22 protein-coding genes are annotated in these 22,971 nt (G+C 41.3%); all 22 read left to right on the forward strand.

What is annotated here, in order from left to right:
* The first annotated feature begins 1,167 nt into the window (after positions 1-1,167).
* The 22 genes from A3GK_RS0105475 to A3GK_RS0105580 all read left to right on the forward strand — a co-directional run bounded on the left by A3GK_RS0105475 (position 1,168) and on the right by A3GK_RS0105580 (position 22,969).
* Positions 1,168-1,521 carry a DUF4134 family protein gene (locus tag A3GK_RS0105475; protein WP_018028468.1) on the forward strand — a complete coding sequence of 118 codons (354 nt, stop codon included), beginning with the start codon at positions 1,168-1,170 and terminating at the stop codon, positions 1,519-1,521.
* A 35-nt stretch (positions 1,522-1,556) separates the two neighbouring features.
* The gene (locus A3GK_RS0105480; RefSeq protein ID WP_018028469.1) at positions 1,557-1,898 is read left to right on the forward strand and encodes a DUF4133 domain-containing protein; all 342 of its coding nucleotides are present in this window, start codon (positions 1,557-1,559) and stop codon (positions 1,896-1,898) included.
* Entirely contained in the window at positions 1,874-4,426 is a 2,553-nt protein-coding gene (locus A3GK_RS0105485) for a TraG family conjugative transposon ATPase (protein WP_018028470.1), read from the forward strand. The genes A3GK_RS0105480 and A3GK_RS0105485 overlap by 25 nt, the downstream gene beginning before the upstream one ends.
* A 26-nt stretch (positions 4,427-4,452) precedes the next feature.
* The gene (locus tag A3GK_RS0105490) at positions 4,453-5,160 is read left to right on the forward strand and encodes a hypothetical protein (RefSeq protein WP_155799447.1); all 708 of its coding nucleotides are present in this window, start codon (positions 4,453-4,455) and stop codon (positions 5,158-5,160) included.
* Between the two features lie 56 nt (positions 5,161-5,216).
* Positions 5,217-6,230, forward strand: a complete 1,014-nt coding sequence (locus tag A3GK_RS0105495) for a type IV secretion system protein (RefSeq protein ID WP_018028472.1) — start codon at positions 5,217-5,219, stop codon at positions 6,228-6,230.
* 6 nt (positions 6,231-6,236) lie between these two features.
* Entirely contained in the window at positions 6,237-7,838 is a 1,602-nt protein-coding gene (locus A3GK_RS0105500) for a hypothetical protein (protein ID WP_018028473.1), read from the forward strand.
* Between the two features lie 19 nt (positions 7,839-7,857).
* Positions 7,858-8,502, forward strand: coding sequence for a conjugative transposon protein TraK (traK, locus tag A3GK_RS0105505; protein WP_018028474.1), 645 nt, complete (start codon positions 7,858-7,860; stop codon positions 8,500-8,502).
* A 30-nt stretch (positions 8,503-8,532) separates the two neighbouring features.
* The gene (locus tag A3GK_RS0105510; protein WP_018028475.1) at positions 8,533-8,982 is read left to right on the forward strand and encodes a hypothetical protein; all 450 of its coding nucleotides are present in this window, start codon (positions 8,533-8,535) and stop codon (positions 8,980-8,982) included.
* 18 nt (positions 8,983-9,000) lie between these two features.
* Positions 9,001-10,170, forward strand: coding sequence for a conjugative transposon protein TraM (gene traM / locus A3GK_RS0105515; protein ID WP_018028476.1), 1,170 nt, complete (start codon positions 9,001-9,003; stop codon positions 10,168-10,170).
* A gap of 2 nt (positions 10,171-10,172) precedes the next feature.
* The gene (gene traN / locus A3GK_RS0105520) at positions 10,173-11,087 is read left to right on the forward strand and encodes a conjugative transposon protein TraN (protein WP_244401711.1); all 915 of its coding nucleotides are present in this window, start codon (positions 10,173-10,175) and stop codon (positions 11,085-11,087) included.
* Positions 11,088-11,133: 46 nt separating this feature from the next.
* On the forward strand, positions 11,134-11,718 hold the full coding sequence (locus tag A3GK_RS0105525; protein ID WP_018028478.1) for a conjugal transfer protein TraO: 585 nt from the start codon (positions 11,134-11,136) through the stop codon (positions 11,716-11,718).
* A gap of 153 nt (positions 11,719-11,871) precedes the next feature.
* On the forward strand, positions 11,872-12,438 hold the full coding sequence (locus A3GK_RS0105530; RefSeq protein ID WP_026161743.1) for a type IV toxin-antitoxin system AbiEi family antitoxin domain-containing protein: 567 nt from the start codon (positions 11,872-11,874) through the stop codon (positions 12,436-12,438).
* Positions 12,435-13,196, forward strand: a complete 762-nt coding sequence (locus A3GK_RS0105535) for a nucleotidyl transferase AbiEii/AbiGii toxin family protein (protein ID WP_018028480.1) — start codon at positions 12,435-12,437, stop codon at positions 13,194-13,196. The genes A3GK_RS0105530 and A3GK_RS0105535 overlap by 4 nt, the downstream gene beginning before the upstream one ends.
* 435 nt (positions 13,197-13,631) lie before the next feature.
* Positions 13,632-14,657 carry a DUF7222 domain-containing protein gene (locus tag A3GK_RS0105540; protein WP_018028481.1) on the forward strand — a complete coding sequence of 342 codons (1,026 nt, stop codon included), beginning with the start codon at positions 13,632-13,634 and terminating at the stop codon, positions 14,655-14,657.
* Positions 14,654-16,111, forward strand: coding sequence for a toxin-antitoxin system YwqK family antitoxin (locus A3GK_RS11005; protein ID WP_018028482.1), 1,458 nt, complete (start codon positions 14,654-14,656; stop codon positions 16,109-16,111). Before A3GK_RS0105540 ends, A3GK_RS11005 begins: the two co-directional genes overlap by 4 nt.
* A gap of 104 nt (positions 16,112-16,215) precedes the next feature.
* The gene (locus A3GK_RS0105550; protein WP_018028483.1) at positions 16,216-17,016 is read left to right on the forward strand and encodes a hypothetical protein; all 801 of its coding nucleotides are present in this window, start codon (positions 16,216-16,218) and stop codon (positions 17,014-17,016) included.
* A 388-nt stretch (positions 17,017-17,404) separates the two neighbouring features.
* Positions 17,405-18,184: a hypothetical protein gene (locus tag A3GK_RS0105555; RefSeq protein ID WP_018028484.1), complete on the forward strand. Its 780-nt coding sequence runs from the start codon at positions 17,405-17,407 to the stop codon at positions 18,182-18,184.
* Positions 18,185-18,236: 52 nt separating this feature from the next.
* Positions 18,237-19,046: a hypothetical protein gene (locus tag A3GK_RS0105560; RefSeq protein ID WP_018028485.1), complete on the forward strand. Its 810-nt coding sequence runs from the start codon at positions 18,237-18,239 to the stop codon at positions 19,044-19,046.
* The gene (locus A3GK_RS11010) at positions 19,043-20,086 is read left to right on the forward strand and encodes a toxin-antitoxin system YwqK family antitoxin (RefSeq protein ID WP_018028486.1); all 1,044 of its coding nucleotides are present in this window, start codon (positions 19,043-19,045) and stop codon (positions 20,084-20,086) included. The genes A3GK_RS0105560 and A3GK_RS11010 overlap by 4 nt, the downstream gene beginning before the upstream one ends.
* Positions 20,087-20,166: 80 nt before the next feature.
* Complete coding sequence (locus tag A3GK_RS0105570) at positions 20,167-20,808, forward strand: hypothetical protein (protein WP_018028487.1); 642 nt, start codon at positions 20,167-20,169, stop codon at positions 20,806-20,808.
* Positions 20,805-22,034: a toxin-antitoxin system YwqK family antitoxin gene (locus tag A3GK_RS11015; protein WP_018028488.1), complete on the forward strand. Its 1,230-nt coding sequence runs from the start codon at positions 20,805-20,807 to the stop codon at positions 22,032-22,034. The genes A3GK_RS0105570 and A3GK_RS11015 overlap by 4 nt, the downstream gene beginning before the upstream one ends.
* Positions 22,031-22,969, forward strand: coding sequence for a toxin-antitoxin system YwqK family antitoxin (locus A3GK_RS0105580; protein ID WP_018028489.1), 939 nt, complete (start codon positions 22,031-22,033; stop codon positions 22,967-22,969). Before A3GK_RS11015 ends, A3GK_RS0105580 begins: the two co-directional genes overlap by 4 nt.
* Positions 22,970-22,971 lie beyond the last annotated feature (2 nt).

Consider the following 22,971-nt stretch of genomic DNA (forward strand, 5'->3'; position numbering starts at 1 on the left):
TCCTATCAATAAGTCATTATAATAGTGTGACAATCTAAAAGCACCAATGATCTTATTGGTTTCCATCGGAGATTGAAAAGAGCTCTTTGTTGGATTGTAGTTTTTAATGGCAGTAGGTAAGTAGGCGAGGGCTACCCTCTCCACCNACTTCCATTCATCGGCAGGNGTNGNTGGCACAGACCANTGACCNTTNNCCNATCGCTTTGCTACTAGTGGTATTGCCTTGTTGCCATCTTTTGTTATCCCCCATAGCTTCACCTCGTCACCATTCTTCCACTCATTAACTAGCTTTCCATTAGCAATGACCCCTCCGCTTGTTAGGGAAAGAGCTAGTCTAATCTCTCCACTAGGAGTGGGTGCTGGAGTAGGGGGAGGTGTTGGTTCCGGAGGGATAGGTCTGTCCTTTCCGTTACAACTCATTAATGCCATACATCCCATTAGTGTATATAGTGCTGCCTTCGCAAAAATATTCCTTTGCGAGCTCCGTCTCAATTGATTCATTATCCGCTTCATAATTATACAGTTTTTATTTGGTTTGCAATATACTATTTTATCCTCATAAGTGACTGGCACTCATCTTCTTTCTCATACCTAAAGATACCACTTTTTCACCAATCCGCCAAACATTTCGACTGCTTTTACACCCCCTAACTAGTTGCTATATAGCAACTTATGTTAGTGGCTCCAACCTATTTATCCGTTTTCCTTTTTTCATCTTCTATCGCATGCGGCAATTGGGAGGATGTTGAGGTGGACGTAAACCATAGCTACCTTTGTGTACATATCTTATCGCTTTGAAATATAAGCAATCTATTTGTAATTAGAAATTAATTTGGAGAGGGTGGAGATGTGAGATCTGCACCCTCTTGCTTTGTTGTGACCACTCGTATGCGGCAATTGGAAGAAGTCGCACCCTCCTCTATATGAGGCTACCTTTGTTACGTACAATTTTAATGAATTCTTTTCTTTGGGAGGGCGGAGATGCGAGTTCTCCGTCCTCTTGTCTTTGCTGTAACCTTTGCTCCGTTTCCCCTTCTTTTTTTCGTCATTTCAACTTCAATCGTATGCGGCAATTGGAAGAATGAGTTTATGGGTTGCCAACTGCCTATCTTTGACGTATGAAAATGAGTAATCATATTTTTTATAAGCAAAAAGAGAGATGAGATTATGAAAAAAAGAGTTTTGTCCAATGGTTGGACTAGTTTAAGGAAGTTGTATTACTTCGGATTTTTGGGATTGTTGCCTGCCACAGAGTCCTTTGCTCAAGGTCTCTCTCAAGTGAATTCAGAGCTAAGTAAAGTTACGGAGGATCTTAAGATTAGTGCCAGCAACGTGATTAGCATTGTTCAAGTGCTTGCTGGTATTTTAGCGGTAGTGGCTCTAATCACCTTGGTAGTTAAGTTTCAAGAGGGTGACCATGAAGCTAAGAAGAAGCTGATGATGTGGGTTGGTGGTCTTGTGGTGTTCTTCATTGCAATTAGTATCGCTAAATCTCTTTTTAAGATTGGAGGAGGAATATAATTTAGCTTTTAAGCAATAGAGATTAGGTCAAGGCTGTGTTTGAGGTTTCAGTATATAAAGGAGCAGAGCGTCAGATACGTGTTTGGGGTTTAAGTTTTACTTATGCCCTAGTTCTATTTGGCGGTCTGCTCGTAACCGTAGGAGGCTATATATTTGCCTCAGTCGTTTATGGAGCTGGTTTTTTGGGTCTTCTAATTGCGATGAGCATATTTGGTGCCTTCGCCTATATGGTGGTTAAGGTCTCGAGAAAATATGGTCGTGGTGGTCTTTCAAAGAGTATTGCGAGTAAGAAAGTCCCCGAGGTAATAGTGGGAGGGATCACCCCTCCTACGAGGTTAGCACATTTAGAGTTATGTTCAAGACAACAAAAAAAGTAGGTCGTTTAGAGGAGTACTTCCCAATCATTGCGATGGAGAGTGATTTCTTAATAAGTAAGCAGGCAACCTTTACAGCTTGCTACGAAGTCACCTTGCCAGAGATATTCAGTCTGTCGGAAGTTGATTACGAGCGAGTTCAATCTATTTGGCAACGCTCTATCAACATTTTGCCAGACCTAACTATCGTACATAAGCAAGACCATTTTATCAGTAAGAAGTATGAGGTAGATTTCAGCAAAAAGGAGTACACCTACTTTGATATGGCCTTTGAGAAACATTTCTTATCGAGACCCTATCAGGAACATAAGTGCTATCTATTTATTACAAAATGCAATAGAAAAAACTTCAAGGCCACAACCCTCTATTCAGCACTGACCCAGAAGCGTCTTTTGCCATTCAATGCATTTGATGTGTCAGAGCTTCAAGTATTCTCAGATAAGCTGATGCAGTTTGAAGAGATCTTTAAGGAGTCAGGGTTGATGGATATTAAACGGCTGAGAGGAAGAGAGCTCGTAGGGCAGACCCTCTCCGAAGAGAGAAGTCCGATGAAGAAAGGGCTCCTCGAAGATTACCTCACTCTCTACCAAGATATTGCTCCAACAGATATAGAGCTAATGCCCGACTGTGTTAGGGTAGGGGATTACTATATAGATGCTCATAGCGTAGCAGACATAGAGCTGCTTCCAAATATGGTCTCCTCGTCTGTCCAGAACGAAATGTTCTCCGTGGGGTCCCATAAACAGCACCTTTCCTTCTTGAGCCCAATTGGGCTTCTGTTGCCTTGTGATCATATAGTAAACCAGTATATCTTTCTTGAGGACACACAGACTGTTTTGGCAAAGCTAGAACAGAGGAAGAACTACTTAATGAGCTTGTCCAATTTTGGAGGAAGTAATAAGGAAAGCTTTAAGTCTCTATCTGAGTTCTTAGAGGTTCAAGGAGCGGGTTCAGCACGGCTTGTGCGAGTTCACGTCAATGTGTTGAGCTTGTCTAAGAGTAATGAGGAGCGACCTCGTAATAACGCCAAGGTATCAGCGGCGATGGCAAGGTGTAACATCACTCCATATAGAGAAGTACACACCGTGCCACAGCTCTTTTGGGCAGGTATTCCAGGAAATAGTTCCGACCTAGACCCAGAAGATACCTTTATCTGCTTCCTATCAAATGCCACTTGCTTGATGACTATAGAGACGAACTATAGAGATAGCCTCTCTCCATTTGGTATTAAGCTATGCGAGCGTTTGTCAGGTCGTCCTGTCCATATTGACATCAGCGATGAGCCGATGAAGAAAGGTATCATCAACAACAGAAATAAATTTGTTGTAGGACCTTCCGGAAGTGGTAAATCTTTCTTCATGAACCACATGCTACGACAATATTACGAGCAAGGATCCCATGTGGTGATTGTGGACGTAGGACATAGCTACGAACACCTTTGCCAGATCATTAATATCAAGACAAAGGGCGAAGATGGTATCTACTATACCTACGATGAGAACAACCCATTGAGTTTTAATCCATTCTATACAGACGACTACGTCTATAGTGAGGATAAGAAAAACTCATTGGTGATGTTACTCTTCACACTTTGGAAGGGCACCTCCGACCCTATCACCAACACAGAGCGTAGTGTGATGGGAAGTGCTGTAGATGCCTATATCAAGTTTGTGACAGAGGACCGTCACATTCGTCCATGTTTTGATACCTTCTATGATTTCATGCATATAGAGTATCGTGAGGTGATGGAGACGAGCGATGTCTATATAGATGATAACGACTTTGACCTCAATAACTTTTTAACTACGGTAACACCATACTATAAGAATAACCGCTTCGGTTACCTTCTTAATAGTGATGACAATATTGATTTGTTGAAAAAGAGGTTTGTGGTCTTTGAGATTGATAAGATCAAGGATAACGCAGAGCTACTACCAATCATCACCATCATTATTACTGAGATGTTCATTAATAAGATGAGGAGATTGCCACAGAGCGTTCGTAAGGTGATTGTCATTGAGGAGGCATGGAGTGCATTAGCGAATGGTAATATGGCCGACTTTATTGCCTATCTGTATCGTACGGTGCGTAAGTTCTATGGCGAGGCGATGGTAGTAACACAAAACATCTCCGACCTTGTAGGCAATCAAGTTGTGAAAGACACCATCGTAAACAACAGCGACTGTAAGATAGTGCTTGACATGGGTAAGTTCGCAGAACAGTTTGATGCAATTGCCTACTTACTAGGACTTAACGAAAAGCAGATTGCTCAGGTACTGTCCATCAATACAGGCAAGGTAGAGATCAAGGGTAAGAACCCATCAAAAGATGTGTTCATCCTACTTGGTGAGAGTGTAGGAGCTGTTTATGCTACAGAGGTGAGCAGAACAGAGTACTATGCCTATACGACCGAGAGTAGCGAGAAGGAAAAGGTGAAGAAGGAGCTTGCTCGATGTGAAGGGAATATAGATAAAGCTCTTTATAACCTCGCTAGTGCAGACGAGGAGAAAAGGGCTAGAGAAGTGTATTAATAGTTAACTTTTAGAAGGGTATGATTATGAAAAAGTTTAGACAAATTATGTTGGTGCTGTTGCTGTTTACGGGAGGGTATTCAGCTACAGTCCCTGTGGCAAATGCCCAAGTTTATGAGGTTGGAAAGGCAATTGTTGGTGGGCTTGGAAGGTTGTTGGGAATATCATCAAAGACAGCTAAAAATGCTGCGATGATTAAGGTCGTAAAGGAGATCTTGCAGGGAACAGGTGCAATGGACAAGAAGCTGGCAGGACTTAACGAGATCTGTGGTGGTATGAATAATGACATTGATAGTTTGTGGAGGGCGACCAACACTTACTACAATGACCTAAAGCTTCTTAGCGGCGGTGTTCAGGACTATCGTGATATGCTTAATTTCATTGGACATACACGTGACATCCAAGGATATTGTGGTGCTGCTATCAACTTGACTTCAAGAAGTAAGTACTTGACTTTAGCAGAGTACGAGTATGTATTGAATAATGCCGTCTCTATCCAAGAGTATAGCTTTAACCACTTGAAAAAGCTTTACAGTCTTGTTAGCCAGAATGGCACATTGAAGATGAGCGACTACGAGCGACTACAGATGCTGAAAGAGCTATCAGATGAGCAAGCAAAGGTACTCGGATCAGCGAGGAACCTCGTTGTTTATGTTAAGAGAGCAGAGCTAAGACACGAGAATAGGGTAAAGGATGCTGCATTCCGAGAGAGCTTCCTGAATATGCGGCTCTAGTCTTAGTGGCAAAAGTATTGTGAGAGTTATTGGCTTTAGAGGTAGGAGAATTTATTATGGCTAGCGAGAATTTTGTAGATAGTGGGGTTACCTCCATTGCAGATTCGCTGAATGAGGTTTTTGATAATATGATGGACTCTGCCGATCTGTTGATCGGCTTGAGTACCGTCATAGCGGGTATTGGTTGTATTGTCTACCTTGCTTCCGTCCTGCTACCGATGATTGAGCGGTCAGAGCGAATTGAGATTTATCCACTTCTAAAGCCAATATTTGTTGCTTTGGTGATTGCAAACTTTACTACACTGACGAAGGCAGGTAGTGAGATAAGTACAGGGTTAGGTAATGCCATCGGCAAGATGGTTCCAACACAAGATGTTAATAGTTACTTCTCTACGTTTATGGATAAAGTGGCCCAGATGACAGGGCGATCAAATTCTGATACCCCAATTACGGTATCTGTTCCTCCACCTAATGCCAAAAGAACATATAACTATTATGGTACCGAGATGCCAGTTGATGACTATGGCTTTATCCATTTGCCAAATAAGAGTATTCAGGTCGCCGAAGATTTGACCAAGAGGCAAGTTGAAGCTGAAAAAGTAGATGATTCAAACTTTTGGACATGGTTGTGGATGCAGGGTGTGTATGGTCTGCTGATCCCTACTCTTGCATGGTTGGCGATGATGTTAGGGCAGTTAATCTACTTGGGACTTATGTTGTTCAGTAAGTTCTACCTTGTTATCTTGGCTATTGTTGGTCCATTAAGCTTCGGCTTGAGCCAGTTTAAGATGTTTGCTGGCTCAGCGTCACAGTGGCTAGCGAGGTTTTTGTCAGTCGGTCTTTGGCCGGGGTTGGCTTCGCTTGTCAGAGCTATCATCAATGAGATAGTTATGGCAATCGCAAATAATCTCCAACCCACCTTCTCGGCTGTTCTCGTCTCAATATTATTGTTACTGTTTTCAGCTACTCTCTACTTGCAAGTTCCCACGCTAGCAAGCTTTATAATTCAGAGTGGTGGCGTAGGTAATTCTACCGGAACGGCAAAGAATATTGTGAAAAAGATATTTTAAGACGCCATGAGTGCTACAGAAGGGACAAGGGATATTGGTGATGTTATCAATGGTGGCATTCGAGACACTATTGATGGTGCGGACAACTTCATTACAAACGTCTTTAATTCGATTGATAATACGGTTTGGGGGCTGTTAGACCCTATTAAAGACTTTGCTGTTGTATTGGCTAGCATCGGTATTATTATTTACCTAGCTAAGGTTCTATTGCCAATGATAGAATCCAATAGACCAATAGATCTCTATCCATTGATTCGCCCTATTTGCATTGCCCTTGTCATTACGAATTTCAGTGTTGTAACTTCTCTCCTAAATGAAACGCTTAGTGGTATTAGCAATGGAGTTAAATCAACGTATGAGACGGAGAAGGTCGAGACGATTGCCTTTGACCAAGCTCGGGAGAAGGGCAAGAAGAAGCTAGAGGAGCAAAAGGCTGAGAACGAGAAGAAAAAGAGCTTGCTTAAAAGTATTGGTGCATTTATTTTTGAGGGGGCTAAAGGGTACTTTCAACAGGAGATTGGAGAGGCTATTTTGACCTTCAAGTATGATATTCTTTTTCCAGCCCTTGCGTGGATAGCAGAGTTTCTAGGGGGAATAGCTTATGTCATAATAAACATGATGAGCCGTTTCTACCTTGTTTTCTTAGCCATCTTTGGTCCAGTCACATTGGCATTGAGCCAATTTACACCCCTTCAAAGTAGTTTTAGGGATTGGGTGGCTCGTTACATTTCTGTTGGTCTTTGGCCAGCTATGGCGAATCTTCTGCGATACCTTAACAACTTCATTATTGTTAAGATGAATAGCTCATTTGGAGATTCATTTGATGCTGCCTTGGTGATGTTCTTGGCTCTTATCATGGTTAGCTACTTCTATTTCGAAATACCTGAGATCAGCGAGTATATTGTATCAGGAGGAGGTGCTGGCAACTTAAATAGTGCGATGCTAAAGTCGACAATGAAAACCACTGCTGTTACAGGTGCAGTTGCCGGAGGTCTTGGAGCAGGTGTTATGCGGGGAATTGGTAGAGGTGTGGTCACCAATTCGTTCGAGGAGACTTGGGATAAGAAGTTAACCAAGAGTGGGGAGAGGACAGGTTCCAATGGTCGTATTAATAGAGCAACCCAATATGTCGGAGATAAGGTGGGTAGAGCGGGTCGTGGCACAGTGGATATTGCTAGAGCTATGATGCATGGTAATTTTACCTATAAGGACATTACTGAATATAAGCAGGGGCTCACTCAAATGCGAGTGGAGAAGGGTGAGCGGTTTGCTGCTGAGAACAACAAACCCGAGAAGAAAGATCTGCGTAAACAAGCTAAGCAATTGCTTGCAATGAAGAGCCGTGGTGTACGCTTGAGCCCCGACCAACAAGAGCTAGTAGATAGGTATAAGGAAGGTCGATATAAGGGTGATGGCAAGTTTGAATTGACAAATGCTGAGAGGAGAGAGCAGGATAGTAAGGAGTTCAGAGGAATGCTCTTCAAGGGCTTTCAACGAGGTGCAGAGATGGATGGCTTTAGAGGGCCGATTGACCCAAGCAAGGTTGATGGCTGGCATACCCCTCTGGTACCCACAAAGAGACAGACAAGATTAATAAATAAACTATAACCAAAAACTAAGTATTAATATGGCAGACTTTAAGATCCTCCCTAATTTGGAGACGAACTACAAAAAGATGCGTTTCTATACGCTTACATTTATTTTCTTTTGTTTGATTGTTTGTCTTGGTGCCTTGGTGTATAGCTATATGCAGGTGCAAGAATCAAAACGTGTCATTTACGTCCTTGACAAGTCTGGAAGTATGATGCTGGCTACCAATCAAGATGCTAAGATGAGTCGCCCAATAGAGGCAAGAGAGCATGTCCGTAGATTTCATGATTTGTTGTTAACCCTTACACCAGATGATAAGGCTATAAACAACAATCTTAATAGTGCGATCGCTATGGCCGATAATAGTGCTTATGTCTACTATTCTGACCTTGCAGAGAAGGGTTATTATCAGCGTATCGTGAATGGTGATATGATACAAACCATCATTTGTGACTCTATCAAGGTGAATATGGATAGTTACCCTTACACATGGAGGTATTATGGCAAACAGCGTATCACTAGGGCTAGCTTGCTTGAGACACGAAACTTTGTCAGTGAGGGTGGGCTCGTAGATGTTGTTCGTAGTGACAATAATCCTAGTGGGTTCATGCTAACACAGTTTAGAGTCCTCGATAATAGCAAGATTAACAGCACTGAGAGAAGAGGTTTCAATAGGTTTTAATACGTATAACTTTTAATTAATAGAACGATTATGATGGGAAAAGAGAAAGAGACAAAGAGTTTAGAGAGTGTGGAGGAGAAGGGTTTGGAGCAACAGACCGATACCCAAGATGTGAAGGGTGAGGTTGCAGAGAAGCCAGACCTATTTCGTAAGATTTCAGATGCTATCCCGCAACGACATGTGAACAAGTTGCTTTGGTTCCTTTTGGCTTTGATCCTACTTGGGCTAGGTCTTCAAACCTACAATGCAATTTGGGGTAACCCTCGTGAGCGGGCCGAGCGTAAGAAATTGGAGGAAGAGAAGGCTATGATTGAGAAGCAGCTTGAGGAGCAGAAGGCTCAGGCTCAAGCAAGAATGTTGGAAGATGGAAGTGTTGTGCCAGATGACCTCCTAGAGGGCTTTGATGAGACTACTAGCGGAGATGATATTTTTGACGCTTATAGCAATACGATTGAGGTTGATGGTGAAGAATTGAACTAATTAAAGAATAGTGGTGATATGGATTTATTGAAAGAAAAGAAGAATCTTATCGTCCTTATCCTGCTAATTTTGATGGCACTTGGCATAGTATATGTTCTTGTACGACCCTTATTCGTCTCTGATGGCGATAGGGACCCTACTAGTTCTAGTGTGGTAGAGGATTTGCCTAATGCCAAGACTATTGATATTATGGGCAAGGGTATTGACAATAAGATAGAGCCGGAGAAAGAAACGACCGAGGAGGAGGAAGCCCTCTCCTCTGTTTTTGAGTCGCAGCGGATGGAGACCGCCAACAACGAGATCCCAGAGAGATATGATGTGAGTATAACAGATGATGCCACTGATAATGAGCGTATGTTGCGAATTTTAGAGCTTCAAGAGCGTTATCAAAGCAATAACGATCAGTTTGCATTAGAGATGGTACAGCAACAAGCCGAAGAGGAGAAGTCAGCTCTCAGACAAGAGGTGAACACGTATAAGGAGCTTTATGAGCAAAGTGTCTCAGATAATAACGAGATGGCACAGCGAGTTCAAGCTGCCGAGCGTAGTACCGAATCTAGTGATGGGAAGCAGTTGCTACAAGTTACAGCAAAACGTGGCGAGGTGGTCTCTCTATTAGGTGGAGATGGAATTACGAAGTCTCCTTTCCATGGTGGTAGCTCAAAGGACAAAGAGGAGCAAGGTGTTCTTCGAAATGCCTTAAAAGCGACCGTCCAACAGACGATCACGGTGAAGGACGGGGACATCTTACCTATACGTCTCACGGAAGATGCCTATGCCGGTAACACTGTTTTAAGGGCAGGAACGATTGTAAATGGCATCGTGCAACTTAGTGGTAATCGCCTTAATGTGGTTGTTAGCAATGTGGAGTACAAGGGTCGTATCATGCAGGTACAGCTTTCTGTTTATGATATTGATGCACAGAGGGGTATTTATGTCCCCGATGGCGATATAGTGCAAGCTGCTAGTGAGACAGCGTCAGCACTTGGTGATGGTCTGCTACAGGCAAGTACTAGTGCCTCCCAAGGTTTTACGATGAATAGCTCTGCCAAGGATGCGGCGGCAGGGATTGTTACTAGAGGTGTCGTAGCAGGAGTGGGTAGTATGCTAAAGGGCAAACAGAGAGTTCCTACGGTGACCATTCGGTCTGGTTATAAGTTATTTTTAATGAATGATAAAAATAGTTGATTATGTTGATAAGAAAAATATCGTCAGTTATCTTGGGTCTATTCTTAATGACCCCTTTAATTGTACATGCTCAAGATAATAGGGCATCTACAAGAGGCATCCCCTCTGACCAAGTGATAGTCCCCTATTACCTAGAGGTGAGTGCTATTAAAACGGTGCATATTATATTCCCAAGTCCAGTGGTTTATGTGGACCTCGGAACTTCAAATATAGCGGCAGATGTGCCTGCTGATGCTCAAAACATATTGAGGGTGAAAGCAGTTACAGAGTATTTCAAGGACGAGACCAATCTAAGTGTAGTCTGCGAGGATGGCTCGTTTTATAACTATAATGTTCGCTATAACCACCAACCACCAAAGTTGAATATTGAGATGCAGAGCTATGCTAATCAAGACGTAGATCTCACAACACCTCAAAATAACATTGGGATTCAAACGAGTGACCTTTATGGAGAGAGCCCTAGAGAGGTAGATGCTGCAATGAAGTATATAGCATCGAGAGGCCGCATCTATTTCCGCCATATAGGTGTTCAGAAGTATGGCATTCAGCTACAGCTAAAGGCACTATATTATCACGGTGGTATGTACTACTTCCACCTCTTCGTAAAGAATTCTTCTAAGGTAGGCTACCCTATTGACTATATTGGGTTTAAGGTGGTTGACAAAAAGCTAGCTAAGCGTAGTGCTATGCAGGAGCAGATTATCACTCCTGTAAGGTGCCATAACCTAGTGCAACGAGTGAATGGCTCAGGGTCAGCAAATATTATTTTTGCTGTTCCTATCTTTTCAATGCCTGATGGTAAGGTGTTGGAGATTTCACTGTTTGAGAAAAATGGTGGACGTACCCTCAATATGATTGTTGACGGCAACGACCTCTTGAAGGCGAGAGAATTAGATAACTTTAGGAAGATAAATTAATTCAGTTCTCCTTTTTCCAAGGAGAGAAATCATAGAAAAAAAAGATATGAAGAAGGTATTTTGTATTATTCTATTTGCGTTGACATTACTACCATTTGTCTCTCAAGAGGCAGATGCTCAGGTGATGTTTGTAGGAACTAAAATGGTGTCTGTGAAAGGTGGTATTCCCTATCGGAGCAAGCCCTTTCATACCAAAGAATCATTTACAGCTGGTGTGGAGTATGCCCAATTTCTTAAAGGAGGAAACTATTGGTCTGTCGGTCTTGACTTTGAGCAGAACAACGTTCCTCAAAAGGAGTTTTTTATTAGCGACATGTCAATAGTCGCCAATGGAGGATATAACCTCTTTATTATAGGCGACTTTGCTAGGACCTTTAACCTATATGGATTTGCAGGTATAAGCCTTGGTTATGAACTATTGAATAAGGGCGATAAAACGCTACCCGATGATACGCCACTAGATAAGACGCAAGCTTTTATCTATGGCGGAAAAGTCGGTTTGCATTCAGATATTTACCTAACAACGCAATTAGCTGTTACAATGGGGTTGGGCACCCATTTCCTTTGGGGAACAGTTACAAACACAGTGGTGCGACCCTATTTTGAAGGTGGACTCAAGGTGCTGTTCTAGCAGTTTGTTGTAGTTTGTCTTGTCTTATCTCTTTGTAGGAGCCCTGCTGTGATATGCAGTCGGGCTCCTTTATGTCTTTATGGGGAACTTTGTATGGTCTTGAAACGCGAGTCGATATTTGTATATATGGTAATAATAGCTTATGTTTGCAATATGGAAACGATAGTAGGATTATTATATCGGTCTGGAAAGACTGTGTTCAGCATTCAAGAGATAAGACTTTTGACCAGAGGTCTTTATCCTGCTGCTGTCTTGCCTAATCGATTGTCAAGATTAGTGCGAGGCGGTGATATTCTCAGGTTAAGACAAGGTGTGTATGCACTACCTTCGTATGATCCTTTAGAGTTCGCCTGCAAGATTCAAGTACCTTCGTATATATCAATGGAGACAGTACTTAGGATGCATGGTGTCATTTTTCAATACGATAATTCAATAACACTCGCCTCATATCAACCAAAGCATATCTTTAATCCTTCTGGTGAGGTTTTTCTATTTAGGAAGCTCTCAACTTCCATTCTGATAAATAGGAGGGGTAAGATTGTTAAGCCTAACTATACGATAGCTACAGTAGAGCGTGCTTTTCTTGACTTATGCTATGTGGATAAATGGAGAACTTATGAGAATATTGACCCATTAAATATTGAAAAGGTGCTTGAGCTACTTCCAATTTATAACAACAAGGCTTTAACAGAGCGTGTTTCAACAATATTGTCATTATGACAGCAACGACTGATAGACATTTTAGGTATCTATATGATATACTCCGTGATATAGCGTCGGACAAGAAATTATCTCCACTATTGCTATTCAAAGGTGGAACTTCATTGATGTTTTTTCATGAAATAAAACGCTTCTCCGTTGACTTGGATTTTACTTTGGTTGATAAGGAACAAGAGCGTTTTGTTTATGAACGCATACTTACTATTGCTAGTAAGTATGGGAAGATAGTTGATAGTAACCTAGGCTTCTTCGGACCTAAAGTCGTTTTGAGTTATGGTAGTGGTTTTTGGAACTTAAAGATTGAAGTTTCCAATCGCTATTGGGGAGAGCAGTCTGAAACCCTTACGTATGATAGCTTTTCTCTTAATGTTATGTCGCTGTCAGATATGTACGCTCATAAACTTATCGCTTTAGAAGAACGCACAGGGATTGCTACAAGAGATATATATGATATATGTTTCTTTGAACAGAGAGATGTTTTTCCAAATGAAGAGATTATAATGAAAAGAAAGGGACGTACCCTTTTGGAACAACTGGCTGTGGATATTAAAATTTTAGAGGAGTTTCCTAACAATAGAATACTCTCTGCTTTAGCTCCTCTATTGGAACCAGATGAAATAAAATGGTGTCGTACACACTTACTTTCTGAGACGATTAGCTCTCTTCAGAGAAGGGCAAGTGCAGAAAGAGTAAAGCTGAGATTCAAAAAGGGTATAGCAATCACCCCACCTAAAGGAAATAGGGGATTAAAGCGTTAAGCGGTAAATTGCATTTAGAGCCTTTCTGCCAATTTGTTCTTACTTGGAGCCCTTCTGCGTAGTGCAGTTGGGCTCCTTTCTTCTTAAATGATGATATACTATTCTTGCATTCTCATGCGGCAATTGTGAGAATGTTGCGTGCATCTATTGGTTGGTTACCTTTGCTATGTATTTACTTGTCTAGGTATACAGTTTTATGAATTTTTGTTTTGGAGAGGGTGGAGATGTGAGATCTGCACCCTCTTATTTATGCTATAGAGCTTTTCTTTACTTCCTCTCACCCCTGCCCTTTTTCTTTTCTTTTTTTTCAGCCTTTCTCCTTTTCATGCGGCAATTAGAGGTGTCGGGGTCATCTCTCGTGATGTGGCTATGTTTGTCAAAAGGTGGTGTGCCCACGGTGGTAGAGGTATTAATTGTTTATGATGATGTTTTGTTATGACTAAGGAAGAGCGTTTATTGGTGTATAGAGAAACGACCAATGAAATGGGTGAGGTTCAAGTGGTTTGTTATGACCAAGCGACTAGTAAGATTGAGCGAAGGTTTGGTTATGATGAGAATGGTAGGTTACACGGTTATTACCAAAAATGGGACAGAGAAGGGAACCCAGAGTTAAACACCAAGTACCAACATGGTATTGAGATGGGTCCGAGGGTGGCTAAGTTAAGAGGACTCTACCCTGATATTTGGGAACATTCCTCAATGGGTGAGAATGGTCTTTGGGGTGAGGTGGTTTATTCAAGATCCCCAGACACCACAAACTATGACCAACTCGTACCTAAGAAGGAGGTACAAGAGCTTTTGGAGGCTCACGCCGCTGATCTACGAGAGCGAGCAGAAGCGAGGAGCCAATTTGACCCAAGGGAGTTTGTATTGGAGTCTATCTGGGACACCCTAGACGACTTAATGGAGCGAATGGAGTTGAATGACTATTCATTTAGCGATGAGGTGAAAGAGTACCTTCAAGATGGTATCAGGAACTATGATAGGGGCGAGAGCTTTTTCAATGATCTTTCTGAATTCGGTGCTGGTGATTTGCTCGGAGACTTCGTTTATTACTCTCAAACGAAGGATTTTTACTTGAGATATATGGATGATATTGAGAGCTTCGCTAAAGAGATAGAAGAGGAGCTTGGTCAGCCATTGTCGTTGGATGATCCTAGGTTCCATTATCTCTCACGGCTTGTTGTAGAGGAGGTCGCCCATCGTATAGGAGATGACTTTCAAGACTTCTTTCGCACAAGAGTTCTTGACAATGTAGAGGACATAAGCCTAGAAGAGGCAAAAGAGGTGATGGAGAAGGGAGGCATGGAAGAGGTTACAGAGATAATCCAAGATTACATTGGCTTTCACGAAGAGGACCAAGAGTTAAGTCAAGAGGTGTTTACCGCTAAGACGGTAGATGACAAGGAAGCTAAGAAGATAACCTTAAAGCCTAAGAAGAAAGGAGGAGTGAAGCTATGACCGAAGAAATTAAAAAGGTACTAGAGGAGTTAATTGCTAATGACCCTCACCCTGAGCGAGGGGAGATACAACTCGCTAAAGATGTTTTTGGCGATGTTTACTTTGAGCGTCTCACATCTAACTACTTAGAGCGTTGGCATAATAATGGACAATTATGGATGCAAGGCTTAGTCAAAGATGGTGAATTAAATGGTCTGTGTGAAGAGTGGTGCGAGAACGGAACCCTTGTGGTTCGGGGAACCTACAAAGAGGGCAAAAAAGAGGGCCTTTGGGATATGTTCTATCGTAATGGACAACTATTTACTCGTTGCACTTACAGTAATGGTTTGCAGAATGGTCTTGAGCAACTTTGGAGTAATAATGGGAAGCTCTCTGAGCGATGTGTCTATAAAGATGGATTAAGAGAAGGCTTATATGAATCGTGGTATTCAGATGGTCAACTAGCAGTGCGTGGAAATTATAAAGATGACTTGAAAGAAGGTGTTTGGGAAAAGTGGAATATAAAAGGCGAAATTTATGAGCGTCAGATCTATAGCGATAATAAAATTGTGCAGTCTTTACTCTCGGATGATAAAAATATGAGCGTTGGTGAGGTTGATCCTCGCCAACTAACCAACGCCGATAATTCTAAAAAAAATAGTGATATGAATGCTGTAGTACATTATGATTTTGCTTGTAATGGAGAACAATCTGTAAATGGGAAGGTCCCGATTGATTTATACCTCCTCGGATTTGGCGGTTACTATGGTTCTAACTTGTTGTGCTACGACAGTTTGTTTGACATCGTAAAAGATGATCTTAATGAAGAGATCGGAGATTGGTCGGTAGAGGTGTCTGATGACGATGTCCATGCTCTCTGCGACTCTGTTAACGAGGAGGCATATATTAAGGATATGAATGAGGTTCTAATGAGCTATTATATTGATTGTATTAATGAAACCTATCCTGACCTTGTGGAGACAATAGAGGGTGAGCCGATCCAACTTGCTCATCTATACGGTTTCGGCACTGACGAGCTTTATCAGAAAGTGCTTATTGACATTGCTAAATTAGAGGAATTGCATGCAGCGTGTATAGCTGACCCCAATTTTCCCAAAGCTCTTGAAAAAGGTGATTATGAATTGCCATTTCACCTTAATAGCATTGATGGGCGGGAGTTGGACAATCCAGACAAACCATGGGACGATTTGGCTCTTCTTGGTCCATTGGAGATCAATAATCTTCTTTACATTAATGCGAATCTAAATAACGATCTGAGCTCACCATATAACACTAAGTTTTATAATATAACTGAGTGTTGTTTTGAACATGCAATTCTAAGTGATGTGCAGTTGCAATCTTATGTAGATCCTGACCTAATGGAGCAAATTGCTTCAAAGTATAAGAATGAGAAGAAGAAGTCCATTAGCCTTGCTCCGAATGATAAGAAAAAAAGAAGTGGGCGAAAGATATAAAAACGGCTAATGAAGGGTGGAGAGGTTGCTATCCTAGTAGGATGCTATCTCTCCCATAAGAGTTATTATTGATGTTTTATGTGATATGATTTATTTGTAGTGATATGAAGGTAGAAGAACTATTGATATATGATGGGTATGTGACTATTGAACTAGATGCCATTGGCTTCTGTGGTTACAATAATTCAGTGTTATGGGACCCCGATTATATATGGGATATGACACGTTCAAAGCTAGAAATCAATGGGGTGAAAGAAAATAGAATTAGAGAAGAGGATATTGAGACTTTATATTCCTCTATAGATGTGGCACAATATAAGGCTGATATGAACGAAGTTTATATGGGAGCTTATATTGATTGTATTAATATGGTTAAGCCAATTATTGAGGAGATAGAGGATGAGAAGGTTAAAATGGTGAGTCCACAAACTATATCCGTTAATACAGACGAGATATATCAAAGGGTGAGGATTGATATGAATAACCTTAAAGATCTACATCAACAGTGTTGTGAGAACCCTATCTTTGAGAATTTTATAGAGAGGGCAAAGTACCCCGATCTTGTACTTAGATCTAGCTTCGCTGAAATACCTTCCCTTAATTTCGAACATTGGAGGGACCTTGAAGACCTTAATATGAGAGAGCTAAATATACTTCTTCATCTGTCAGCAAACCTCTACAACGCTAGTCTAACAAAAAACAACATCAATAAAGAGTGTGAGGTGATTTGTGTGGAGAGTTATATAGAACCAACTCTGTACATTGACCCCGAAGTGTTAGATAAGATGGTCCCAAAGCATTCTGTGAAAAAGCATGAGCACATATTTAATAAGTCTTCTAAGCTAGCAACAGAGAATAGTCAAAGAAGCAGCCATTCACGGAAAGGAGCAAAAAGGAAGAGGTGAGCTTAATAGAGCATTATCAACATAAGTACACATCCCCACACATTCATTTTATGAGTTGTGTGGGGTTCTTTTTCTCTTTTTCCCTCTTCATCCTCATGCGGCAATTGGAAAGAGTGGGTAGTACATGTGACATCAGGTATTTTTGTGCTAGTGGTTGAAATTTTCATAGTATAAGTGATTTTGTGCAGAGAGGGTGGAGATGTGAGATCTTCACCCTCTTTCATCTGTCCAATCGCCCCTTACTTTTCCTCTTTTTCATCCTTATTCTCATGCGGCAATTGGGTCTTTTGCTCTTGTTGGACGGGAACTGGTCACATTTGTAATGTGAGAGTTAGAATGTTTCTATTCTCAATGGTAATATGTTTATGGATAAAAATTATCAAGGGTTATGAAGAAGGAAGGATTGATTAATGAGGTGACTTTAGAAAAAGGAGGTGAGGTGGAGTTTGAACTAGAGGCACTAGGCTTCTGTGGTTTTTACGAATCTGCACTATGGAATAGTGATTCCATAGAAGATGATATTAATTGGTTGCTAGATAATGAGGATGTAGAGTGTGATTCGGATAAGGTGGATGACTTGTACTGCTCTATAGATGCTGAAAAATACCAACAGGAGATTAGCGAGTGTTATATGGAGGAGTATATAGATAGTATAAATAGGGTCTATTCCGACCTAATCAAGAGTATTCCTGAGGAGAAAGTGGAGGTGTCAAGTCCTGCCTATTATAACTATTCAACAGACCGTATTTTTCAGAAGGTGAAGTTGAACACCCAAAAGTTGAAGGAGCTTCATCGTGAAGCGATGAACTCTCCGAAGTTTGAGTCTGCCATTAAAGAGGCTTTTACTCCTAGAATGGGTTATATGCCACTTCTATCAGAGAAGCTAAGCGATTGGAAAGAGATCACCCACTTAGATACTACAGAACTAAATGTCCTATTAAATATGCAGGCAGATCTAAAGTTGCGTGAACAGCTTTGTGGAATTAAAACGCTCTGTGAATTCAGATGTGAAGACACAGGGATCCGTCCAATCGATTATATAGACCAAGACCTGCTCTATAAGATTATAGGTAAAGAAAAGGAAGTAGGGGAGCATAGTCTTGATCAAAGCAATGCTAAGAGTATTGTCTTAACTAAGCCGGAGGCGAAAAAGGGAAGAGGCATATAAAAAGCAATTATTGAGTAGATGAGTTATTAATGAATGATGATATAAAGGTGTTATGAGTGTGATGGAAGATGTGAAGAAGTCGGAGAGTGGTGTTTTTTATGACTTGGAGGGAAGTAGAGATGTATTGTATGATAAGATCCATAATGGTCAGAGGTTGACTATTGGTTATGACTCTACCGCAGAGTCTCCTAGAGAATGGGATAATAGTTGGAGCTTATCATGTTCTCATAGAAAGTATGACTTAGGAGATGAGGATTGTCGCTTGAATGTTAGAGATTACGATAGTTGGGAGGAGTATGGAGATGCATTGCGAGAGGAGTATGACATCGTTGAGATGGTGCCATTATATATGACAGATCATTCGTATCTAGCATTAAGCATCGTTGACCCTAATGACAGATGGGATAGCGGTCAGATCGGGTTCGCTTTTCTCACAGCTGAAAATCAAAAACACCTTGCAGATACTTATGGCATCACTGACTTGCATGAGGCTTCATTAGAAGTCTTAAAGCAAGAGCTGGAGGTATATGAAGGGTATCTGAATGGCGAGTCTTATTCTATGATGGTAGAAGACGTTAATACTGGCGAGACGATTGATAGTTTTGGTGAGTTTTATGGCACCGACTTTGTGGCGAATATGTTGGTTGCCTTTATCCCTGAGGGGTTTTCGGAAGATGTCTTTAAGGCTCTTCCAATGTACTTCCCCTCTCCTGAACAAGAGCAATCGAAGTCTTTTGAGCAGACACAGGAGGTTGAAAAAACAAAAAAGGATGGAGTGGAAAAGGCATTGGAGACTTCTAAGGCATCCCCTAAGCAAATAAAGATTCAAGAGCCCAAAAAGAAAGGAGGAATGAAGCTATGACGGAAGAGCAGATAAAGGTTTTGGATGAGTTGCGAGCTAATGATAAACATCCCGAGCGAGGAGCCATTCTTAAGAAATTTGATGGAGAAGGGTTCTATCGAGATAATCGAAAGTTAGGTTTTTTTGAATCTTGGCACGAGAATGGTCAGCGTCATATATGTTGTAGGATCAAAGACTGTGATCTTCATGGTTTGTACGAGTTTTGGTATAAAACAGGTCAATTGGCAGTACGATGTAGCTATCAAAACGATCTTCTCCATGGTCTCTATGAGCATTGGCACTCTAATGGTCAGTTATCTATGCGGTGTTCATACAAGGCTGGACAAAAAGATGGTTTGTTTGAGAGCTTTACCTCCAACGGAAAAAGAATCGAGGCAATTTCTTATAAGAGCAATAAATTAGATGGTTTATACGAAAAATATATCTCGGACTTAAACATGTATTTAAGGGGAAATTATAAAGATGATCATGCTGAAGGGGTTTTTGTACGGGTTTATGAAAATGGAAAACTTTTTGATAGATGTGAGTTTAAGAATGGAAAGAAAGAGGGATTAGAAGAATGTTGGTGGACTAACGGTCAATTGATGAGTCGATACAACTTCAAAGATGGTAAAAAAGATGGTCTCAATGAGGGGTGGGACGAGAATGGCCAGTTGGCTCTGCGCAGACACTTCAAGGATGACAAGTTGGATGGCCTCTGTGAACATTGGCACAACAATGGTCAATTGTCTGAGGAAAGCTCTTATCTTTCTGGAAAACTGAATGGTCTCTATATGAGTTGGAATGAAGACGGTCAGCTAGAAGAACGTTCTTATTGGAAGGATGATCTGGAGCATGGTCTTTCTGAAAAACTTAGAGCCGATATGAAGGTGGACTCTGTTATATACGATATGGGTAAAGAGGTAAGTCGTCAAATCCTTAACGACTTCACTTCAATTAAAGGAGGTTTGCAAGCAGGCAAAAAAGAGAAACAACTGAATATCCTTTCCCCTAAGCGGATTAAGGTCCAAGAACCTAAGAAGAAGGGTTTGAAGTTATGAGATTAGAAGACTATCCTTTGGAAGGTGCTTTTTGGGTTGTGTATGGGAGATAAATAGGCATTAATAAATAACTATAGATTATGAAGGAGAATTTTGTTGATGAGTGTAAGGATAGGGTGTTTAATGCCCTACTTGACAATGAGGGTGAGTCGTTTGAGGATAAATATGAATTAGCAGATGAGATAGCTAGTTTTATCTCTGATGATGTTATTTATTACTCGGAAGGGGAGAAAGCAATAAAAATGTACCCTGATGAGTTTGTTGATTTTTGGGATTGTGAGGGGTATGTGTATAAGGAGATGAAGAATTTTAACCCCTATTCTCCTGATGGGGTTCTTGGTGTGTGGAGAGATATGGTTTCACATAGTTGCTCTACTATAGTGGAGGGTATAACAGAGGATTTTCGTGATGGTCCTTTGACCCTCGGAAAGAAAGAGCTGGTTGATCTATCGATCGCCCTTGATGATTTTGAGGAGTACCCTTTTCTTGTTAATGGGTGTATTCAATATGACTACCACCCTGAGGAGAGGTCTTTTTATTCGGAGGCAACTGCGAAGTTATATGGTTCGTCTTCTGACCTCTCAAAGGTGGTGGGTGAGGTGATGGAAAACAGGTCTTTTACAACTGATATAGAACAAAAAGTTGAAGATAATAGGAAAAAGGATTTGGACAACAGTGTTGACCCTATGAAAAACAACAAGAAAGGAGGGATGAAGTTATGACGGAAGAACAGAAAAAGGTGTTAGAAGAACTGTGGGCAAATGACCAGTACCCAGAGCGAGGTGAGATTAAATTTGCTATAGACCCTGTGGGTAAAGATGGCCGGCCTGATGGACTTTATGAGCAGTGGCATTCAAATGGACAACTATCATTTAGGTGTGCCTATAAAAATGGCTTTCCTGAAGGTCTTTTACAAGAGTGGTACGAGAGTGGCAAATTGAAGGTGCGTGGAAAATGTAAGCAAGGTGCTCTAAATGGGTTTTATGAAGAGTGGTGGGAGAATGGACTAATGAAGTCACGGGGATGCTACAAAGATGGAAAGAAAGATGGGATTTGGGAGGAGTGGCATGAAGATGGTAGGCTATGGAAGGGGGGAAGTTATAAAAATGGGGATCCTGATGGTTTCTTAGAAGAAGCAAATGGTGATGGAACAAAAACCCGGCATCTTTACAAAGATGGGGTGCTACAATCTATAGAGATAGTAGATAAGTTTTCTGATTGGTGTGGTCTACGAGAGGAGATGGACAGCAAAGAGTGGATGAAAGCTATATTAAACCCTCCCATGACGGTAGAACAGAAAAAGGTGTTGGAAGCACAGAAAAAGGTGTTGGAGGAGATAAGAGCTAGAGACCCTTATCCTGAGCGAGGTGAGATAAAGCTTTTTGGTGCGGGTCTTCCAGAGGGTGACTTTTCACGTTGGTCTCCCGATGGACATTGTGAAAGGTGGTATAAAAACGGTCAACTAAAAGAGAGTTATACCGTTGATGAAAATGGCAAGAAGAATGGTATCTATGAGAGTTGGCATCAAAATGGAGAGCTTGAGAGGCTTTGTTGTTATGTGGATGACAAGTTAAGTGGTCATTTAAGAGAATGGTGGTACAATGGGCAACTTAAGTGTTCTTGTTCGTTTGAACAAGGGAAATTAGATGGGATTTATGAGGCGTGGGATTCAACTGGAGATTTGCTTTTTTCAAGCTCCTATTGTATGGGATATTATAATGGGGACTTTCCTCTTGAGGGTAATGAGACACCAAAGCAGATAACAACAGATTCCAATCCGACCTCTTCAATTCTATCCGAGGCCGAAGAAAAGCTAGAAAAAGTGGTGCGTCATACTTTTGTAGAGGGTGAACCTTCCGAGCGTGTTGAAACAGATGATTTCCTTGAGACAAAGGAAAAGAAGAAAATAACCCTTAAGCCTAAGAAGAAAGGAGGGATGAAGCTATGACAGAGGATCAGAAAAAGATAGTGGAAGAGATAAAGGCTAATGACCAGCACCCTGAGCGAGGCGAGATCGAACTCGCTAAAGATGATTTGGGCTTTGAATATTTTCAGCGTATCTCCTCTAGCCATCTGGAGAGTTGGCACCAAAATGGACAATTATGGGCTAGCTGTGCTATAAAAGATGGAAAGGCCGATGGTCTTTACAAAGAGTGGAATTCTAAAGGGAACCTAGTGTTTCGTGAAAACTACAAAATGGGCACAAAAGAAGGGCTTGCAGAGGGGTGGTATGACAGTGGGCAACTTTGGACTCGAGGAAATTACAAAAATGGGGAAAAAGATGGGGTGCAAGAAAATTGGTTCATGAATGGACAACTTGCATCGAGCACGAACTACGAAAATGGACAGCTCGAGGGTCTTCAAGAGAGTTGGTATGAGAGTGGACAGATAGCTGTCTCATCTAACTACAAGAATGATCGGTTAGATGGGTTGCAAGAGGTTTGGTGGGAGAATGGAAAGCTAGCACGTAGAACATACTACAAAGATGATAAAAAAGAAGGCCTTGAGAGAGGATGGCACGAGAATGGGCTACTAGCCTATGAGGGGAGGTTCAAAAATGGGATAAGAGATGGGGTTCATAAAGTTTGGTACGAGAACGGACGTCTTTTTAGGTTGATGTCCCTTGTTGAGGGGGTTAGAAATGGCATAGAAAAAGAATGGAGTAAGGATGGAAAGCTAGTCTACCAGAAAAACTTCAAGGATAATAAGCTTGATGGTCTTCAAAAAGAGGTGAATGCTGATGGAACATTGACTCAATATCTTTACAAAGATGGGGCAAAGCAACTTATAAAGCCTGTTGATCTATTCGAACAACCCTCTACTCAGGAGACACAGAAGAAGATAACTATAAAGTCTAAAAAGACTAGTGGTATAAAACGATAAGA

Source organism: Porphyromonas somerae DSM 23386 (assembly GCF_000372405.1).
Classification (GTDB): Bacteria; Bacteroidota; Bacteroidia; order Bacteroidales; family Porphyromonadaceae; genus Porphyromonas_A; species Porphyromonas_A somerae.

Bases quoted from the DNA above. Each gene is read 5' to 3' on its own strand.
- A3GK_RS0105485 (WP_018028470.1), top strand. From the start codon at position 1,874: ATGTTCAAGACAACAAAAAAAGTAGGTCGTTTAGAGGAGTACTTCCCA.
- A3GK_RS0105530 (WP_026161743.1), top strand. From the start codon at position 11,872: ATGGAAACGATAGTAGGATTATTATATCGGTCTGGAAAGACTGTGTTC.
- A3GK_RS0105535 (WP_018028480.1), top strand. From the start codon at position 12,435: ATGACAGCAACGACTGATAGACATTTTAGGTATCTATATGATATACTC.
- A3GK_RS0105560 (WP_018028485.1), top strand. From the start codon at position 18,237: ATGAGTGTGATGGAAGATGTGAAGAAGTCGGAGAGTGGTGTTTTTTAT.
- A3GK_RS0105510 (WP_018028475.1), top strand. From the start codon at position 8,533: ATGATGGGAAAAGAGAAAGAGACAAAGAGTTTAGAGAGTGTGGAGGAG.
- A3GK_RS0105525 (WP_018028478.1), top strand. From the start codon at position 11,134: ATGAAGAAGGTATTTTGTATTATTCTATTTGCGTTGACATTACTACCA.
- A3GK_RS11005 (WP_018028482.1), top strand. From the start codon at position 14,654: ATGACCGAAGAAATTAAAAAGGTACTAGAGGAGTTAATTGCTAATGAC.
- A3GK_RS0105570 (WP_018028487.1), top strand. From the start codon at position 20,167: ATGAAGGAGAATTTTGTTGATGAGTGTAAGGATAGGGTGTTTAATGCC.
- A3GK_RS11015 (WP_018028488.1), top strand. From the start codon at position 20,805: ATGACGGAAGAACAGAAAAAGGTGTTAGAAGAACTGTGGGCAAATGAC.
- A3GK_RS0105495 (WP_018028472.1), top strand. From the start codon at position 5,217: ATGGCTAGCGAGAATTTTGTAGATAGTGGGGTTACCTCCATTGCAGAT.
- A3GK_RS0105475 (WP_018028468.1), top strand. From the start codon at position 1,168: ATGAAAAAAAGAGTTTTGTCCAATGGTTGGACTAGTTTAAGGAAGTTG.
- A3GK_RS0105555 (WP_018028484.1), top strand. From the start codon at position 17,405: ATGAAGAAGGAAGGATTGATTAATGAGGTGACTTTAGAAAAAGGAGGT.
- A3GK_RS0105490 (WP_155799447.1), top strand. From the start codon at position 4,453: ATGAAAAAGTTTAGACAAATTATGTTGGTGCTGTTGCTGTTTACGGGA.
- A3GK_RS11010 (WP_018028486.1), top strand. From the start codon at position 19,043: ATGACGGAAGAGCAGATAAAGGTTTTGGATGAGTTGCGAGCTAATGAT.
- A3GK_RS0105500 (WP_018028473.1), top strand. From the start codon at position 6,237: ATGAGTGCTACAGAAGGGACAAGGGATATTGGTGATGTTATCAATGGT.
- A3GK_RS0105540 (WP_018028481.1), top strand. From the start codon at position 13,632: ATGACTAAGGAAGAGCGTTTATTGGTGTATAGAGAAACGACCAATGAA.
- A3GK_RS0105580 (WP_018028489.1), top strand. From the start codon at position 22,031: ATGACAGAGGATCAGAAAAAGATAGTGGAAGAGATAAAGGCTAATGAC.
- traN (WP_244401711.1), top strand. From the start codon at position 10,173: ATGTTGATAAGAAAAATATCGTCAGTTATCTTGGGTCTATTCTTAATG.
- traM (WP_018028476.1), top strand. From the start codon at position 9,001: ATGGATTTATTGAAAGAAAAGAAGAATCTTATCGTCCTTATCCTGCTA.
- A3GK_RS0105550 (WP_018028483.1), top strand. From the start codon at position 16,216: ATGAAGGTAGAAGAACTATTGATATATGATGGGTATGTGACTATTGAA.
- traK (WP_018028474.1), top strand. From the start codon at position 7,858: ATGGCAGACTTTAAGATCCTCCCTAATTTGGAGACGAACTACAAAAAG.